Origin of the sequence: Paenibacillus sp. MAHUQ-63, from assembly GCF_028765165.1 — a bacterium.
Lineage (GTDB): Bacteria > Bacillota > Bacilli > Paenibacillales > NBRC-103111 > Paenibacillus_E.
On record NZ_JARADB010000001.1, the window covers coordinates 516,370 to 534,117 of the forward strand.

General features: G+C 44.8%; 13 protein-coding genes. 3 read left to right on the forward strand and 10 right to left on the reverse strand.

Going from position 1 to position 17,748, the window contains the following annotated elements:
* The first annotated feature begins 332 nt into the window (after positions 1–332).
* From PUT07_RS02155 to PUT07_RS02165, 3 genes are all read left to right on the forward strand, one after another.
* The gene (locus PUT07_RS02155; RefSeq protein WP_274466103.1) at positions 333–1,592 is read left to right on the forward strand and encodes an MFS transporter; all 1,260 of its coding nucleotides are present in this window, start codon (positions 333–335) and stop codon (positions 1,590–1,592) included.
* Between the two features lie 252 nt (positions 1,593–1,844).
* Entirely contained in the window at positions 1,845–2,408 is a 564-nt protein-coding gene (locus PUT07_RS02160) for a helix-turn-helix domain-containing protein (RefSeq protein WP_274466104.1), read from the forward strand.
* 189 nt (positions 2,409–2,597) lie between these two features.
* A complete protein-coding gene (locus tag PUT07_RS02165; RefSeq protein ID WP_274466106.1) occupies positions 2,598–3,863 on the forward strand; it encodes a CynX/NimT family MFS transporter in 1,266 nt (421 codons plus the stop codon).
* A 463-nt stretch (positions 3,864–4,326) separates the two neighbouring features.
* On the opposite strand, the gene PUT07_RS02170 is transcribed toward PUT07_RS02165, so the two are convergent.
* The 10 genes from PUT07_RS02170 to PUT07_RS02215 form a co-directional block, all read right to left on the reverse strand.
* Positions 4,327–5,091 carry a PIG-L deacetylase family protein gene (locus PUT07_RS02170; RefSeq protein WP_274466107.1) on the reverse strand — a complete coding sequence of 255 codons (765 nt, stop codon included), beginning with the start codon at positions 5,089–5,091 and terminating at the stop codon, positions 4,327–4,329.
* Between the two features lies 1 nt (position 5,092).
* Positions 5,093–6,094, reverse strand: a complete 1,002-nt coding sequence (locus PUT07_RS02175) for an N-acetylglucosamine kinase (RefSeq protein ID WP_274466108.1) — start codon at positions 6,092–6,094, stop codon at positions 5,093–5,095.
* Positions 6,094–7,602, reverse strand: a complete 1,509-nt coding sequence (argH, locus tag PUT07_RS02180) for an argininosuccinate lyase (protein ID WP_274466109.1) — start codon at positions 7,600–7,602, stop codon at positions 6,094–6,096. Before argH ends, PUT07_RS02175 begins: the two co-directional genes overlap by 1 nt.
* An 8-nt stretch (positions 7,603–7,610) precedes the next feature.
* A complete protein-coding gene (locus tag PUT07_RS02185) occupies positions 7,611–8,372 on the reverse strand; it encodes a creatininase family protein (RefSeq protein ID WP_274466110.1) in 762 nt (253 codons plus the stop codon).
* An 86-nt stretch (positions 8,373–8,458) separates the two neighbouring features.
* On the reverse strand, positions 8,459–10,957 hold the full coding sequence (locus tag PUT07_RS02190; RefSeq protein WP_274467431.1) for an NEW3 domain-containing protein: 2,499 nt from the start codon (positions 10,955–10,957) through the stop codon (positions 8,459–8,461).
* A gap of 175 nt (positions 10,958–11,132) precedes the next feature.
* Complete coding sequence (locus tag PUT07_RS02195) at positions 11,133–12,863, reverse strand: ABC transporter permease (protein WP_274466111.1); 1,731 nt, start codon at positions 12,861–12,863, stop codon at positions 11,133–11,135.
* A 15-nt stretch (positions 12,864–12,878) separates the two neighbouring features.
* Positions 12,879–13,961, reverse strand: a complete 1,083-nt coding sequence (locus PUT07_RS02200; protein WP_274466112.1) for an ABC transporter ATP-binding protein — start codon at positions 13,959–13,961, stop codon at positions 12,879–12,881.
* Between the two features lie 58 nt (positions 13,962–14,019).
* Positions 14,020–15,150 (reverse strand): extracellular solute-binding protein, encoded by a 1,131-nt coding sequence (locus PUT07_RS02205; protein ID WP_379239475.1) that lies wholly within the window; start codon positions 15,148–15,150, stop codon positions 14,020–14,022.
* 48 nt (positions 15,151–15,198) lie between these two features.
* Positions 15,199–16,356, reverse strand: a complete 1,158-nt coding sequence (locus tag PUT07_RS02210) for an ROK family protein (RefSeq protein WP_274466114.1) — start codon at positions 16,354–16,356, stop codon at positions 15,199–15,201.
* Positions 16,357–17,149: 793 nt separating this feature from the next.
* Positions 17,150–17,689, reverse strand: coding sequence for a hypothetical protein (locus PUT07_RS02215; protein WP_274466115.1), 540 nt, complete (start codon positions 17,687–17,689; stop codon positions 17,150–17,152).
* Positions 17,690–17,748: the final 59 nt, after the last annotated feature.

Consider the following 17,748-nt stretch of genomic DNA (forward strand, 5'->3'; position numbering starts at 1 on the left):
ATTAATATTGGAAAACCGCTAACTATTCTTACCATGAAAAAATGGAGTATTGTGATCCTGTGAAGAATAATGGGCCTGTCTCAATTCTGAGACAGGCCCACTACTAAAGTAACTAAAAAAGACGCTTCTGATAGAAGCGTCTTTTCAGTAACAAACATATGTTCGTTTTTTGATACAATTTAAATAGACCGGTCTGCATTCGAATTCCATAATATTATTATAAACCATCCGTAATTATAAGTCTATATTTTATCAGGATAATATTCTATATTTTGTATACCCGACTGGGTAATCTAGGTACATTCAGATGCCTGTGGAAAGAGGAGGATTTTGTGAAAATCCGCTTATGGAATAACAATTTAAAAGTCCGGTTAATCGGTGAAGGACTGTTTAACATGCTGTTCTGGATGTACTTCCCGTTTATTACCGTATATTTCGGTACTGCATTGGGCAATCATATCGCCGCCATTATGATGTCAGTCCCTCCGATCTTCAGCTTGCTTGGAAGTCTACTCGGAGGAACTCTAGCCGACAAGATAGGGCGGCGGCCCGTTATGCTGCTTGGCGCTTTTGTTCAGGCAATGATGTTTATTTTATTTGCGATGTCTCCGTCCCATTGGTTCGATTATATCGCTTTTATCGGCATTGGTCTGGGGGGGGCCCTCTATAGTCCCGCAAGTTCGGCAATGGTTGCAGACCTGGTCCCCTCGGGGCACCTTCGGCAAATATACGCAACGTTTACGACGGCCAATAACATTGGTGCCGTGATTGGTCCAGCACTTGGAGCCGTTTTCTTCTTCCACTATCGGCAAGAGCTACTGTGGATCTGCGCATTAGTCTTGCTATTGTATTTTATCGCCATTTATTTTATCGTTCATGAAACATTACCGCATTCGGCACAATGTACGAAAAGTTCAACTTCGATTAGCCATGCATTCAAGGAGCAATGGAAGGGTTATGGCGTTATTTTTCGCGATAAAGTGTTCCTACTCTATATTTCAGCAGGAATCTTTGCTCTAGTGCCCATTATGCAACTGGATTTATATTCATCGGTATATGTGATCAATGAAGTCCCAGCCCAGTTTCTCTTGGCGTGGAACGGCGGCGAATCCCTGAGGCTGTCCAGCAAGGAGATTTATGGATGGTTACTGGGGTTCAACGGAATTTTATTTGTACTGTTTATCCTTCCTGTTACGAAATGGTTCCGCGAATGGAATGAACGAAATGTATTCATTCTGTCATCCCTATTGTCTGGAATTGGGACGTTCGCTCTCGGAATAAATTCCAATATATGGTTCCTTTTTTTTGTTACAGCCATTTTCACTTTTGGGGAAATTGTCCGTTCTCCAGTGGCACAGAGCTTTATAAGCGGCTATGCGCCAGAGAACGCAAGGGGGCAGTACATGGGAGCCAACAGCTTGCAGAACACGATCGGCAAATTTGTAGCACCAGTGACGGTATTCCTATCGAGTTGGGTTCCGCCAATCGTCATTTTCACCATTATTTTGGCATTTGCATTCATTAGTATTGTTTTATATATTCAGTTATTTCGGATATATGTGAAGCGGCCTGAGGCAGCGAATATAAATTGATGGAAGCCCTGCAAGAACGATCGCCGGTTGGTGATGTGTATATACGTCCATTCCCTTTACCGGATCTTTCAGCGCGAAGTATAAGTTCCGTGTCCCAAGTGCCAATTTCTGCGCTCTGAATTTCATTTGACGAATAGACGGGCGAGATTATTTTTCATAGGAGTGTAGTCCACCATCAAATACTACTCGTATGGAAAAGAATCTAAATAAATAATATACTGGCTATAACTGTTTTTTGTTGAGGTGAATCTAATGGATGAAATCAATGAATCAAAAGAAATTGTATTACAAATCGGTGTTGCCTTGAAAAAATACAGAAAAGAAAAAAACATGAGCTTAGACGACTTATCGGAACTAACGGGCGTAAGTAAACTTACTCTGGGGAATATTGAACGTGGCGAGACAAATCCAACTTTGGCGATTATATGGAAAATTTCAAAAGGTATATCTTTACCGCTATTGGCTTTGTTCAAATCAGACGCCTCCTCTGCTAGTTTGTATCGGGCAGGTGAAGGACTGCGGTTTTCTAATGATCATAAAAATTGGGTCATTGAACCAGTCTTTAAAAGTAACGATATTGAGATGTGTAGGGCTTACTTACAGCCAAATAGCTTGTATCAGCCTGAAGGGCATCATGTCAATACAACTGAAATTGCAACAGTCATGACTGGTTCCATTGAAATCCAAGTCAATGGAGAGATTTACACATTGAATCAATATGATACTATCAGTTTTCGTGCAGATTGTCCTCATTCTTATACCAATCATACGGATAGCGAAACAGTGCTCCATATATCCTTAAAATACGATTTCTAAAGTCGAAAATTCAACTTATTAAATACAACTCTGAATTCCATGACGGGAATTTCAGAGTTGTATTTTTGTTTCTAGATGAATTTCGGTATATTATAAATTACTTATTGATAAAAATAATATACTATAATATACTTTGTTTATTCGCGCGGATGTATTGTCTTTTCAAGATTCAGGAAGGAGAAATTAAGAATGCCGAACAAACAAAATAATAAAGCCGTACCATCCTCTATAGGGCTGATCATTCTCGGCATTATTGTTATTGCAGCTAATTTACGTACTCCCTTAACATCAGTCAGTCCTTTAGTAAGTCTAATAAGGGATGACATTCATATTTCAAATACATTAGCAGGCCTGATCACAACGGTACCCTTGCTTGCATTTGCTTTATTATCGCCTCTAGTACCAAAATTAGGGCAAAGGTATGGGGTTGAACGGATCATAATGATTGCCTTACTCTCTCTCACTGTAGGTATTGTAATACGTTCTTTATCTGGCGCAGCTAATCTGTTTATTGGGACAGCAATTCTTGGATTTGCAATTGCGGTATGTAATGTATTATTGCCAAGTATAATCAAAAGGGATTTCCCAAATAAAATTGGTGCCATGACAGGTGTTTACTCCATTTCAATGAGTTTATGTGGAGCAATCGCATCGGGAATCAGTGTGCCTCTAGCCGCGAACGCAGGTCTAAAATGGCAGGGAGCATTGGGAATATGGGGGGTTCTAAGCTTTGTATCGGTCCTCTGTTGGTTACCCCAATTAAGAAGTCAAACGAAGCAAACAACCACGGCGAGTCAACAAATGGCCAGCAACGATGTGAATGTTTGGAAATCCCTCATTGCCTGGCAAGTAACCTTGTTTATGGGTATACAGTCCATGGTTTTCTATGTGTTGATCGCATGGTTGCCTGAAATTTTAAAGCAGCAAGGAATTCATCCAAATCAATCAGGATGGTACCTCTCGATCATGCAGTTAGTTATGCTTCCATTTGTCTTTATAGTCCCCGTTATTGCTGGGCGCATGTCTAGCCAACGGTTGTTAGTGGTCATAACAACCATTTTGCTTTTGATGGGAACGATTGGACTTCTTTACGGAAGCTCCAATATGATTCTGTTGTGGATCATCATGCTCGGAATTGGTGGAGGCTTCGCCTTTAGTTTGTCCATGATGTTTTTCGGGTTACGTACTGAAAACGCGCATCAAGCAGCGAAACTGTCTGGCATGGCGCAATCGATCGGATATCTTTTTGCCGCAGTCGGTCCTGCTCTTATAGGATATCTGCATGATGCGACAAATAGTTGGAACCTGCCACTTTTCATTCTGCTTGGTGCTGCGGTATTGCTCTTTTTAGTTGGAATAGGAGCAGCAAGAAACCGTTTTGTAGATAGCAAAATAGTTGCGAGCTGCCACGGAAAGGATGATAAATATGTTTGGCAAAATTATGGTGACCATTGATAGTTAATGTCAGCCAGGAATAAGTGTCGGATGGCATGACAAGTGTCAGCCACAAGGTTTCACAGCTATCAAGATGCCCAGTCCTCATTGTGCATTAACTCTTTCGGAGACTGCAGAGATGATGCGATGTTATACTGAAGGGTACGTTATTTGAATGACTACAGCGGCAGTCTAAGGCTTTTTATCCAAGTCTTGGTCTGCCGCTGCTTCCTTTAAGGGATCAGTCTAAAACTTATTTTCACCGACCTGCTTCCTTATACATCGTATTCGGCTTTATGACAGATTCGTCTTGCGTTTTTTTTTGAATGAACGGCAGATTAACTACGCAAGGGTAAGCCAACATAAGGTCTATTCAATGTTTATTCTGCCCAATATATTGTGCAACGTAAAAAGGATCCGCCGCGACGAATCCTTTTGTTGTTTTTATTCAACGTGAATATGGTATGTTATCGTTAATTCCGCTTTAGAAGCTGGATTTATCAACTAAGTCGATGAGTGGTAATTCGTTTGAGAACTTTTCTGCGACTAGATCAACCTGCTTTCCGTCAGCGCGAATTAAGGTGTAGTATTCATAAGCCCCTATGACCGTAAAATCGTTCTGCATCACACCCGGGTAGGCCCGGTTTACGGAATAAACTTGACTTTTATAGGCTTGCAATGCCTGTCCCTTCAACAATCTATATTCACTGATGTCCACTTTTCCTGTAATCATGCATGTATCCTTGGGCCCAGCGTCCTGACAATGATCATAATAGTGGGGAACGGATATATAATAAAACTTAGGCAACCGAGCCGGGGAATAATATGGCTCCGATAAGATTACGGCTTTTTCTGCTGCATGGGAGACGGCAATATGATCCGGATGTCCGGTAACCCCATCCAGCGGAAACGATAGGATTACATCTGGTTTTAAAGCAATAATCGTTTGGCTAATCCGCTCGGCCAGTTTATCCGGATCTTGATCCTTAAGGCTTCCGTCTGGGTATCTATATAAAATTAAGTCGGTAACACCCAGTATGGTACATGCCATCCGTAATTCTTCCTCGCGGTGCATGGCTAACTGTTCTCGCGAGTTAAATTGAAACTCGCCGGATCTCCCTTTGCAGCCCGAAGTGACGCATATTAAAAACACCTCGTGCCCCTGTTTATGGGCTTTAGCCATGGTTCCTCCAGCAGCAAAAGATTCGTCATCAGGATGAGCAAATACGAATAATAACCTCTTGCTCATATCACTCAGCTCCTTCCTTCAATTCGCTGATCGAGTCCTTTAGATAAACGAGGCCCATCGAAGTCACGTTGTTTATCGGTTCACCCTGCATTTCAACGATTTGAGCTTGGGGTGCATATTCCTCAACTTGCGAAATCAATTGTTCCCGAACGAGGCTAATATTTTGCAATACGCCGCCTTGCAGGATCAGTTTAAACGGTTTATCCGTAAGCATTAATTGCTGAATGATAGCTCGCACACTTACAAACAATTCCTCACTGGCTGCGGATAAAATACGTTTAGCTACAGGATCCCCGGCTATCGCCGCTAAATTAACCGAATGAGATAATTCTCCTAATTTATCCACTGAGTAGTCCGAACTATAGACCCAATTGAACAGGTCTTCTACATGGCTGATGCCCATGTGCGGCAGAACCCATTCATGTAGTCTAGTTGCGTCCCCCCGACCATCATGCGTCCGAAGAATCGCTGTCACGGCCTGCTTGCCGATCCAATACCCGCTTCCTTCGTCCCCTACCCGATGCCCCCATCCGCCAGTCCTGCCCGTTTGGCCTAACTCGTTTATGCCAAATACGATCGACCCTGTTCCTGCAATGACGAGCACACCGGGCTGGCCTTCGGTTGCACCTAACAATGCGGCTAATCCATCGTTATGGACCACTAAGTGCCCTACTTGGATCGTCAGAAGGCAGAGGGTCTCCTTCACCATTTCCATAATCACTTTCCTATCATATTCCGTATCCAACCCGGCGATTCCAAAAACGGCGCAGCCGATCTCGACTGGAGGGAGCGTCGCGGAATCTACGGTTATCCCGAGATCCACTATCGCCTCGCGAATACCATGAGCGATTTCCCGCAATGCCCTCTTCTTACCAACCCCTTGATAATTACATGGACCTGCTTTTCCTTGTCCTAATATATTTCCTTCCTTATCTGTGAGTACAACGCGGCTTTTGGTACCTCCTCCATCAAAAGCAAGCAGGGGAATTTTTATTTTCCTCATTAAGCTTCACTCCATAAAAGAATGACTTCATCCAGATGCTGAATGGCACATCGGCTCTTTTCCCGAGCCTCTTGCAGCCATTGAAAATGTGACGAGTACTGGAGCCTGCGGTCATCAATGATTCTTTTCATTTCTTTCGGATTTGGGCCCCCCGGCAACGTACGGATGTCTACAAAATGAACGGGGTCCATCGCTCTGTGCAAGGTTTCTTCATTCAAGGACACGTCACGGCCAATAACTTGTCTTGCAGCGTCATTCACCAACTGAAGTGTGATTTGATTCGCGTTTAACCCGCTAGCAAGCGCTTTTTTGACTACTTCACTGACGATATGATGGGCTTTTCTGAATGACAGCGCATCCGATCTTACTAACGTATCCGCCAGCTCAGTGACTGTTGCGAAGCTTCCTTCCGTCCTCCGGCGAAGCACTTCCTTGTTGACCTCCATCGTACCCATGACGGCAGCTAACAATCTATATAACTTATCCATTATATCTAAACTTTTCCAAGCATACGGCTGCATATCATCCTCGGTATCTACAATATCTCCGAAGGGCGTGTTATGAATCATGGATAGAATTGTATTGGTATTCCCTACGCAGCTCGACAATAACGCCCGCATATGCTCCAAAGAGACGGGGTTGCGTTTCTGTGGCATGATGGAGCTGATCTGTACGTAAGGAGCTCCTACCTTAAGCACCGCAAACTCTTGCGTACACCACAAGAGAAGATCTTGTACAACCCGCCCTAGATTAATTGCCGCCAACTGAATGGCCGTCGCGATTTCACCTAAATAATCAGCGCCGCCTATCGCATCATATGAATTTTCAATAAGTTCATCAAAAGCAAGCAGGTTCATCATACGTTCCCGGCTGATCGCAAATCCGGAGGTCGTCAATGCCGCTGCCCCCATACTGCTTCGGTTACAGTTGGCATAAGCCGCCTTCATGCGTCGAATATCCCGATTCAGGGAATCGATAACAGCCGTCATGTAGTGAGCGAGAGTCGTTGGCTGAGCCTGCTGTGTATGTGTATAGCCTATCATCACCGTGTCCAAATGTTCCTCTGCAAAATTCAGTAAATGGTCCTTTAAGAGAAGTGCAGAAGACAGTGTCACCGCTAATTTCTCTCTGAGCACCATTCTATAGATCGCAATTCCCATATCATTGCGGCTTCTCGCAAGATGCAAATTGCCGGCAATATCCCCGGCATGTTCCAACAGCTGATGTTCAACCTGAAAGAATAAATCTTCGAACTCTCCGGTATAAGCGCTATGGCGCAGAGCCTCCACATCTAGACTCTGAATGGCTCTAGCAATTTGTTTGCATTCTTCTTCCGTGATCAGTTTTTGCTCACGCAGCATGATCAGATGTGCTTTATTGATTGCCATCATGGGGCCTAGCAGATTTTCTTTTGCTTCATTAAAAGCCGGTTCCAAAACAACCTCCGTATACGTTTTACCCGGAAAAGAAGCTCCTTCCGATTCCAGCAGCTGTTCACGATATCCCATTGTGCAGTTCATCCTTTCCTTTCATTTTTTGCTCTCATTTCTAGCCAATTCGCGATTAGTCGATTCATATTCCGAGCAGCTTCCTCCACGATCGACTCCCCGGCTTCATAGGAAGTTTGCTTGATTTTACCTGTGTATCCATCCCATCCTTGGGGCGTACCCTCCACTAAAACATAGGGCATTGTAGTTAAAAGCGGATATGAATCTAATTCCAAGTCTGAATCCTGTACGGAAACCAAGTCCGGTCGAAAAGCCTTAACGGCAGACATTTCGTATGGACCCCCATGGCCTCTGCCCGCAGTCCCTTGAAATAACCCCATTTGCTCAGGAAAATCCGTCGCAACCATTTGCCACCAGTTGATTAACAAGAAGCTCGCGTCTTTATATACACCGGTGATGGATTCGGCTACGGTCCGGGAAGGCCCCATATTGCCATCGTGAGCATTGAGTAAGACAATATTTCGAATTCCCAACTGACAAATTCCGTCTACGATGTCTGATAAGTAATCTATAAAGACAGATGGGCGGACCGAAACCGTACCAGGATAATCTTGGGTTTTGCCTGGACAAGGCGTATACGAGATGACAGGATAGATTAAGGGCTTAAGAGCAGAATCTACCATTTGTGCAAAGCCCTCAGCCAAGATAACATCCGTACCCAACGGTGAATGTGGTCCATGATACTCTAAAGAACCGATTGGAACCACAGCGAATTGCGCTGTATTCTTAACTTCATCTACCTCTCGCCCATGAACATTAATTACATTCATATCCCCTGAACAACCTCCGAATTCATGATACATCCGGAGGACACCGATCGTGACCTCCAGATGTAATTGGTTAGCTAAATACTAGACTACTGTTTTTGGCTAATCATATTAACGAACATACGAATAGCGCCAGGAACTAGATTTGGAATTTCACGATACCATACCAGCGAGCTGTATGTGTAAACACCTTTTCCATAAGGAGCTGATAAGAAAGTACCTGTAAATTCTTTTTCACCCGGATCTCCGTTAGAAATCAGCTGCGTATACTCATTGCCCCATTCTGCAGGATTATAAGCGGAACGGTCCTGAATCCACGAATCCCAATCCGCATCTGTAATTTTATTAGGGTAATTGAAGATCGGATGATCCGGGGCCAGCATCGTAACCTTGGAATTCTCATCGGTTACCCGCCATTGAATAAGCGGCTCCCCAATCTTGATTGGATAAGGCGCAAGATCAGGCTTCCATTTATCCTCAGGCTTGTGATATTGAACCACGAGGTTCCCGCCGTTCTTCACATAGTCCAATAGACGTTGATTACTCGGAATCAGCTCCGGACGGAATGCGTATGCGCGAATGCCAAGAACAATCGTATCATATTGAGAGAGATCGCCGAATTGGATTGCCTTGTCATCCAGCTTCACAACATTAACGCCTACTTGACGCAAATATTCATCAATGTTATCGAAACCGCTTGACACGTATCCAACTTTCAAGTTTTGCGGAACTGCCAGATCAAACGCTTGAACCTTTAGTCCGGCAGGCTGAATCAAATATGTTTTACCGATATGCGGGTATGAAATCACTTGAACGCCTTCATTGCTTTGAACATTTTCATTCCTAGCTACTGCCGTAATTGAATACATGCCTGTAGCCACCTTGGAGGAGCCTTTGACCGTGAAAGAAACGGATTTGGTTTCGCCTTTAGAAGCGAAACTTATCTCTTCTACAGCCGGCTCAGCCGTCCAGCCCTCCGGCAAATTCAAGGAAATGGATGCCTTCGAAGCGCCTGGCGTATAGTTGCGCACGGTAACCTTAACCGGAATCGCCTCATCCGCTTTCAATGTATTAAATACTGTTGCACTAGGGCTAAGCGACATCGCATACGCAGGAAGAACGGCAACCGCATTTTGCGGAACTGCTCTAACCGTACTGGACGTATCAAATGCCTTGTATGTAACGTCAGCCGTTAGGTTCGGTGCCGCATAAGGCTTGAACTCAGCAGCGTCCTTAGGTACGGTCACATCGTACGTAACAGAAACCGTTTGATTATTGCCAATCGAATCGAAGTTAACCGGCCCTGCAGCCTTTGTTGCCCAGCCTTGCGGAACATTCAAGTTTAGCTGAATGTTTTTCAGGTCGACATTGCCGCCGTTGAAGGCAGAAACCACGACCTTGGTCGTTTGCCCAGCTACCAGCTCACCTGTATCCGGTTTAACTTTAACAACCAGCGAAGTAGCTTCCATGCTAGCTTTGTTCAATTGCGCGTCTTTCACATTCAAACGATAGAACAGGTCATCCTTCACGGCTTGATCCAGACTGGAAGACTTCACATCGGCCAAGGCATTTTGGACATCCTTTTTCATTTCGTGAACTTCCCGAGCCACTTCCGTGAAGTTAGGATACGCCTTAATAACCTCTTCACTGTCTTTTTGCAGCTGCTGTAGGTCCTTCGTTACTTTGTTATCTTTGCCTTTGGTCTCAACCTCTTTAGCCAAATCGGCAAAAGTAAATGCAATGCCTTCAAAGAAACTTGCTTCCTTATCACTCGTTTTTACCGTACTTGATTCAAGTGTATAGTAATTACCGGAGGGACCTTCATCTACGACTCTGCCCATACCTTGACTCTTATGCATAAAACGTGATTCCTCACCCAATTGCACATAAGAGGCGCCGTAGATGTTATCATATTCGCCGACTGGAACCATGACGTTATATTTCTTGGCGTCTGCTGGCAAATATAACTTCTTAACCTGCCAAGGCTGCAGACCTTTCTTTAGCTGCTCAGGGAATACATTCGGGTCAGCGGCATCCTTATAAGCCCGAACAGTAAGAACGTTAATCGTTCTATGATGGCCATGTGTCGAATCTTCATTCAGGAATGATGGGATGATGACATCCGGACGATCCTCACGGATCTTACGTATCAACCTTTCGTACGCAACGGACTCTCCCCAATGTTGAAGCGTTTCTTCTACACTTTTGGAAAATCCGAAGTCAAAAATCGGATCATTGATTTCCTCGCTAAGCATACCTAGCGTTACGTTAGTGATTTTAGAAGCTTCCTGCAGTTCGCGCGTTCTGATGATGCCCAAGGGATTTCCCAGCTCACTGCCGATTTCATTTTGCCCGCCCTCGCCACGGTTTGCAATAACGCTGAAAGTATTGACTCCTTTGCCCAGAGAAAGATAAGCTAGCATAGCACTATGCTCGTCATCTGGATGAGCACCGGTGTTCATGGCACTTGCAATCGTCGTTAACGGTTTGATCGATTTCCATAGATCTACTACGCCTCGCTCCGCATAAGCAGGACTTGCCATTGCAGGTAAGAGCATACTTCCCGCGATCGCAACGCTTGTCATCATGGATACTAATTTGGGGCTTGATTTCGACTTACCACTCAATTGAACTCCTCCTTTGATCATCACTTTCTCACACGGCAAGAAATGGCCAATTTCCCGCTGTATATCATGACGTGGTTATGAACTCCTAGGTGTTCCCACGATATGACCGAACCTGCTTGATATGAAACAGTGATCGTCAGAATGCGCTACCCGCTTTATCCCCTGTAATCTTACGCGAAATAAAGAGAACAATGATGATCAGGACGATCTGCAAAACGCCGTATGCACAAGCGGTGCCGAATTCGAATGAGTACATCCTCTGAAATATTTCTACTGAGATGGGAACGGTACTTGTTTTAAAAAGCAAAATGGAAGCCACGAATTCGCCAATGCCATCCACGAAGGCAAGCAGTGTCCCGGCCAGTATGCCGCTTAAGGCCATCGGGAACACGACGCGCCGGAAGCTGTACCACCAGGTAGCCCCCAAATTGCGTGCTGCTTCTTCCGTGGAGGCGTCCATCTGTATCAAAGTGGCGGACGTCGAGCGGAAAACCAGAGGTAAATGGCGAACAAAATAAGCGATAGGCAAAATCCAAAAGGTTCCTACCAACACTTGGTTAAAGCTGAATATTGAAGGCGTACTGAATGCAGCTATCAGATTAATACCTACAACCGTACCCGGCAGCGCCCATGGAAGCATAATAAAAATGTCCATTAACGACTTTCCTTTGAATTTCATACGTACCATCGCATAAGCTGCCGCTACGCCAAATATGACATTACCTAATGTGGCTATGGAGCTCATTTTGAAACTGTTAGCCACCGGACGCCACGTTTTACTTTCCGTAAAAAGCTCCACATAGTGCTTAAAGGTGTACTCCGGAGGTAATATTTGCGTAGTCCATTTGCCATCTGCGGAAAAAGAGATCAGAATGATCACGAAAATCGGCAGAAGCAGAACAATGACACCGAGGAAAGAAAGCAGCATCGCCAAATACCGGCCCCACACCGTTTTCACCTCGGTCCTGTGCACAGAGACGCCTTTACTCATATTTTGATAGTTACGAAGACTTTGATACCAGCGCATTAGAATCAAAAACAAAATGGAGACGAACGATAAAATCGTCGATTGCGTCGCAGCCATATCCAGATTGCCATTCGTACGCGACAAGTAAATCTGCATTGTCATAGTTCGTTCTATTCCAAAGATGAGTGGTGCTGTGTAAGAAGCCATAGAAACCATAAAAACCAGCAGAGAAGAAGCGATAATGGCCGGCGTCAGCATCGGAAGGATAACCCGCCGCCAAATATACAATCTTCCGGCTCCAAGACTGGAAGCCGCTTCCTCCAGGGATGGATCCAAGCCTTTGATAGCGGACGAAGCTGTCATGTAGAAATACGTATACATTGTAAACGTATGGACAACGAGGACTCCCCACACACCTTTAAGTGAAAAAGGGACGTGATCCATGTGAAACAGAAGCTTCAGAGCTCGGGGAATGATTCCGCTCTCACTATATAAAAACGTAAAAGAAAGCACACCGATTAACGGGGGCAAAGCCATTGGAACCATTACGAGCACGGCTAATATTTTCCGTCCCGGGAATTCATAGCGCTCAAGCAAGAATGCCATGGCGATACCAACGAGTGCGCACGTTATCACACTAAGGACCGATAAATAAATGCTGGTCCATAGCGCTTCCAGATTTGCAGTGTGCTCCAAGCTAAAGAACTTGGCGTAGCTTTTCATCGAAAACTGCCCATCCACGAAGGCACTTTGTAAAAAGGTCTGACATAAAGGAAATAACACGTATGCCAGTAATACAAGAAATAGCGGTGCTACTAGTACATAAACGAAATTGGGTGAATGTACGATCGAACGTTTACGAGTGACAGGCTGTGTATAGGATTGCATCTCTGATTTCATCGTCGGATCCCTCGTCTACCCCAGCAGGTATACGCTTTCTTTGGGAATATAGATAAACAACTCGTCCCCGCGCTGCTGGACCTGTGTTTTGTGATTGACAAACATGGCTTTCAGCGAAAGCGCCTGCACCTGAAGTAAATAATTGACGCTGATACCTGTAAATTCTGAAATCATCACCTTACCGGTCACCGCATTCGTTTGAAGCTGCTCCTCCGGCAGTGCTTCACGAATGGATTCAGGACGTATGGATACCGTTATTTTTGTCCCAACGCTCAAAGTTGTGTCCGGCGAACAATTACGGGCCAAAGCCGTTAGCACGAGGCTAGGGGCAACTCGGATTTTGACTTCCTCCCCATGAATCTCTTCAATAACGCCTTCCCACAAATTCGACTCACCGATGAACGAAGCTACGAACCGATTAACCGGACGGTGATACACTTCCTCGGGGGTCCCGATTTGCTGGACGACACCGCCATGCATGACCATAATGCGGTCTGACATCGACATCGCTTCTGCTTGATCATGGGTAACGTAGATCGTAGTTATTCCAAGCTCCATCTGCAGACGCTTGATCTCTAGGCGTGTTTCTTCTCTAAGCTTAGCGTCTAGATTGGATAAGGGTTCATCCAAAAGTAATATTTTAGGCTCAATCACGAGGGCTCTTGCTAGAGCAACACGCTGTTGCTGACCTCCTGACAATTGGTCAATTCGTCTGTGTCCGAAATCACCCAGATGTACCTGTCTTAAGGCTCGCTCTACCTTCTCGGTGATTTCCGCTTTGGACTTTTTTCTAACCTCCAGACCGAACGCTACATTTTCAAATACGGTCAAATGCGGAAAAAGCGCATAGTTTTGAAATACCATCCCCGTATTACGTTTATTCGGAGGCAGAATCGTCACATCTTCATGCCCGAAGACAATACGTCCTGCGCTCGGATAATAGAATCCGGCGATCATTCGGAGCGTCGTTGTTTTCCCGCATCCGCTCGGACCAAGAAAAGTGAAGAACTCTCCTGGCTTAATTCTGACATCTACATTTTGGACACCTTTCACTTTGCCGAACTCTTTACTTACATGTTCCAAGGCCACATCAATCAAGCAGGCTACCTCCCTTGTTGTAATCAGGCGGAGGGAATCCTCCGCCATCAAATCCGACTTATTTGCCGCCTTTGCCCCTGATGTTTTCGTCCCAGTACTGCATCCAGTCTTTTTCCTTGTTCGCCATAACTGTCCAATCCAACTGCATAGGCTTTAATTCAACACCCTTCAACCAAGCAGGAAGCGTATCTTTGCTAATATCCGTTCTGGTAGGAATCTGGAATAGCTTCTCGGCTAATTCCACTCGCAGCTTGGCGTCAAATAAGAATTCATAAAACTTCTTAGCCGCGTCCATGTTTTTGGCACCTTTAACAATACCTACACCATCTACCAGAATCGGCGCACCGCTCTTCGGATAAATAAAGTCAAATGGCTGCTTCTGCAATTCCTTCTGAATCATGATATCTTGCATGTTCCACAGAGACAGAGTTCCTTCTTCACGCGCCAGCTTCAAATATAAGTTTGTAGGATCCTGCGCATATTCTTTCGTATTCGCATCCAGCTTCTTCAGCCATTCGTAGCCTTTCTTCGGATCTGTTGCTCCACCTTCTTTAAACACCATCGCTGAGTAAATTGTTCGCATCGTACCGGAAGCGAGAACACCGCGAATGATGATTTTCCCCTTGTATTTAGCATCAAGCAGATCATCCCAATCCTGTGGAGCATCTTCCTTTTTCAGCGCTTTAGAGTTATACATAATAACCTCAGGCAGCAGCATTTCACCGTACCAACGGTCCTTCGCATCCTTATAGAGCGCCGGTATGCTGTCGCCGAAGCTAGGTTTGAAGCTTTCGAGGAGTCCTTCATCCGCCGCTGTCATGAGCGAGGACTGGGTTCCACCCCACCAGAAATCCGCTTGCGGATTAGCTTTCTCTCCACGGACACGTTCCATAATCTGCTGAGCGCCCATCGTAAGCACTTCAACATCAATATTTGGATTTTTCTCTTTAAACTTTGGAATAATCTCATCCACAACGTTTTTATCTCTAGCTGTGTAAATGACGAGCTTTTGCTTCTCAGTGGACTTTGGAGTTTCGGCAGGTTTAGCCGATTCTGCCGGTTTATCTGTGGGACTGGTTGTTTGCCCACCACTAGGAGTCGCGCTCCCACACGCTGTAACCGCTGTCATTACAGTACAAAGAAGCATGCTGGTAACCCATTTCGATACGTTCCCCTTTATCATTCTCATCGTTTAAATTCCTCCAGTAGGTTATTTTTGACGATTCGTTATGTAGGTTTATGTAAGGGCTTCCAAAACAATTTGAATGGCTCCGATAATTCCTGCTTTAATGCCTAAGGCTGCAACTTTGACAGGCGGTACAAAAGGAACCCATTCTGCAAGAAGCTGGTTTAACTTCTTTATCCCCTGTTCGCCGATGTTGACCATTTCTCCGTTAATGATTAACAACTCTGGATCTAAGACACTAATCATATTGACCATGCCATGTGCCCAGTGAACGTAAATGTCTTCCAGAAGCTGCTCAGCTTCCCGATTTCCGCCCTCTGATTGCCTCATAAGTTCGGCGATCACACTCGTATCTTCATTCCAGCCTGTAAGAATCAGCCTTGCTTTTTCAGTGATGCCAGAAACCGAATAATTTCTTTCGAATACGCCATATTCACCGCGTCGAGTTCGTCCGACTGGCCCAATCATCATATAGCCGATCTCGCCAGCAGCTTCACGAAAGCCACGATAAAATTGGCCATCAACAATAATTCCTGCACCGATCCCTGTACCTACATACATATGAACTTGATTACGAACACCAAAGCCAATCCCCTGATGAAACTCACCAATCGTCATTAAATTAACGTCATTCTCGATGAATACCGGAATACGCAATCTTGCTTCCATTTCTTGCTGAACAGGCAGCCCCATCCATCCTGTGCTTGGCGCATAACTAATCGTTCCGTCCGTGCGTTGCGTGATTCCCGGAAGTCCGATCCCAATCCCTAGAAGGTGGTCTTTATCAAAACCACTTTGCTTCAGAAGGACATCCACACCCACTTCCAGTGCACGGATCGCCGTCTCTCCGTTAGTCGGTTGAGATAACCGGGTCCCATAATTGAAGAGCAATTCACCGCTAAGATCCGCTATGGACATATGGAGGGTACTACCCTCAAATACAGCGCCAATCACACCTTTAGCTTTAAAATTGTACTCAAGTAAAATCGGTTTTCTTCCTCCTTTGGATTCACCGACGCCGACCTCGTTGATGAGGCCTTCACGTATCATTTCATCCACTAAAGAGGAAACGCAAGGACGACTTAATTCAGTGAGCTTAGCCAGATCCGCCCGGGAAACACGCTTGTATTCCCTGAGCCGACTTATAAGGAGATGTCGATTCATTTGTTTAACTAGCTTGGTATTTCCAGCTTGACCATGCCCAAGCACTTTCTCACCCCCTTTGATAGTTAAGATGACTAACAAAGTGTCTTGATTCAAATTCTAAAACCGGAGGGAATATTTGTCAACGAATTTTATGGAAATATTTTCCTTCAAATTTCTGCTTTTTTCTCCTTATTAAGTGTCCGATATTATAGGCTATGGGCTGATTGTAGCGAATGAAATCATCGAAGAAGGTTCTGATTCCTTCTTCATCATTCGAGAAGATTAAGGATTACCAACGAGGAATCAACGGAGATTAACTGCACGTACAACATGCGTTTGTTGAACGATGTCGATCCCTACAACTAGATTTTGGGTTTTATTTTTTTAATTGTCATGCGACTGCATATCCGCGAAATCCGCTGCTTATAGATTTGTTAACGATGGCCCCTAACTCTATAAAAAGAACGTTCACCCACAGTAGATGAGTGAACGCTCAACGGACACGTTTCGATCTAGGTAAAGATCTAGGTAACCAATGCCGTCTGTAAAGTGTGCCTTTTGCCAATCAGTCTTTCGAATCGCTTTTATTCAGCCTCATCTTGGCGCAGTCAAAGATATCTATCAGACTCGTCACTAGAATAAACTCAATGAAACCCAGCAAATGCTCCAAATCCACACAATAAAATAACCGGTCTTATTTGACCGGTTATTTATCTAAAGATTATGTTCGAAAACGTCGGTTACTGACATCTTCGCTGAAGACATTCATTTTATCTACAGCGGCTTCTGATATGATTGAGGCTGCAGCTCTAGAAACCTAGAGCCTCTAGGGATTATTTTGATATTAGTGACTTCATTAATTCAATTGGGTAGGTGTATGATGGTGGTGCACTTGCGTAGTATGTTGGTGCTGCCCCGTGTGGTGGTGCTGCCCGGTATGTTGATTGTGATGAACAACATGGTGTTGATGGTGGTGCATGGGATGATGATGCATATAAGGATGGTAAGGATGTGGACCATAGGCAACATAATGATGCATAGGATGGTAAGCAACATGATGCATGGGATGATAGGCATGGTGGTGTGGGTGATACACGTGCGGATAATAAACGTGATGCGGCTGTGCATAGTGGGCTTGAGTGTGATGTGTTTGCGCTGGAGAATGAGCCACTGGCGCCACTATAGGTTGTTGGTAGATCGGGAGATTATCTCCAGTCCATTTTGGAGCTTGTTGCACCGGTTGAGTTGGTTGAACTGATTGAATCGGTTGAATCGGTTGAACTGGTAGGACTGGTTGGACTGGTTGGACTGGTTGAGCTGGTTGGAGTTTCTCCGTTCTTGTTACAGTTTGATAAATTGGTAAGCTATCTTCCGATGATACATTGTATTTAAGCATTTGTTTGCTCCTTTCTAGGGTAGGCATCTGTCAATACGCCATCCTATGCATCGTTTCGG

Coding starts and splice junctions, on each gene's coding strand:
- PUT07_RS02205 (WP_379239475.1), bottom strand. CDS start 15,150: ATGAGAATGATAAAGGGGAACGTATCGAAATGGGTTACCAGCATGCTT.
- PUT07_RS02215 (WP_274466115.1), bottom strand. CDS start 17,689: ATGCTTAAATACAATGTATCATCGGAAGATAGCTTACCAATTTATCAA.
- PUT07_RS02190 (WP_274467431.1), bottom strand. CDS start 10,957: ATGATGACAAGCGTTGCGATCGCGGGAAGTATGCTCTTACCTGCAATG.
- PUT07_RS02170 (WP_274466107.1), bottom strand. CDS start 5,091: ATGAGCAAGAGGTTATTATTCGTATTTGCTCATCCTGATGACGAATCT.
- PUT07_RS02160 (WP_274466104.1), top strand. CDS start 1,845: ATGGATGAAATCAATGAATCAAAAGAAATTGTATTACAAATCGGTGTT.
- PUT07_RS02165 (WP_274466106.1), top strand. CDS start 2,598: ATGCCGAACAAACAAAATAATAAAGCCGTACCATCCTCTATAGGGCTG.
- argH (WP_274466109.1), bottom strand. CDS start 7,602: ATGGGATATCGTGAACAGCTGCTGGAATCGGAAGGAGCTTCTTTTCCG.
- PUT07_RS02175 (WP_274466108.1), bottom strand. CDS start 6,094: ATGAGGAAAATAAAAATTCCCCTGCTTGCTTTTGATGGAGGAGGTACC.
- PUT07_RS02195 (WP_274466111.1), bottom strand. CDS start 12,863: ATGAAATCAGAGATGCAATCCTATACACAGCCTGTCACTCGTAAACGT.
- PUT07_RS02185 (WP_274466110.1), bottom strand. CDS start 8,372: ATGAATGTAATTAATGTTCATGGGCGAGAGGTAGATGAAGTTAAGAAT.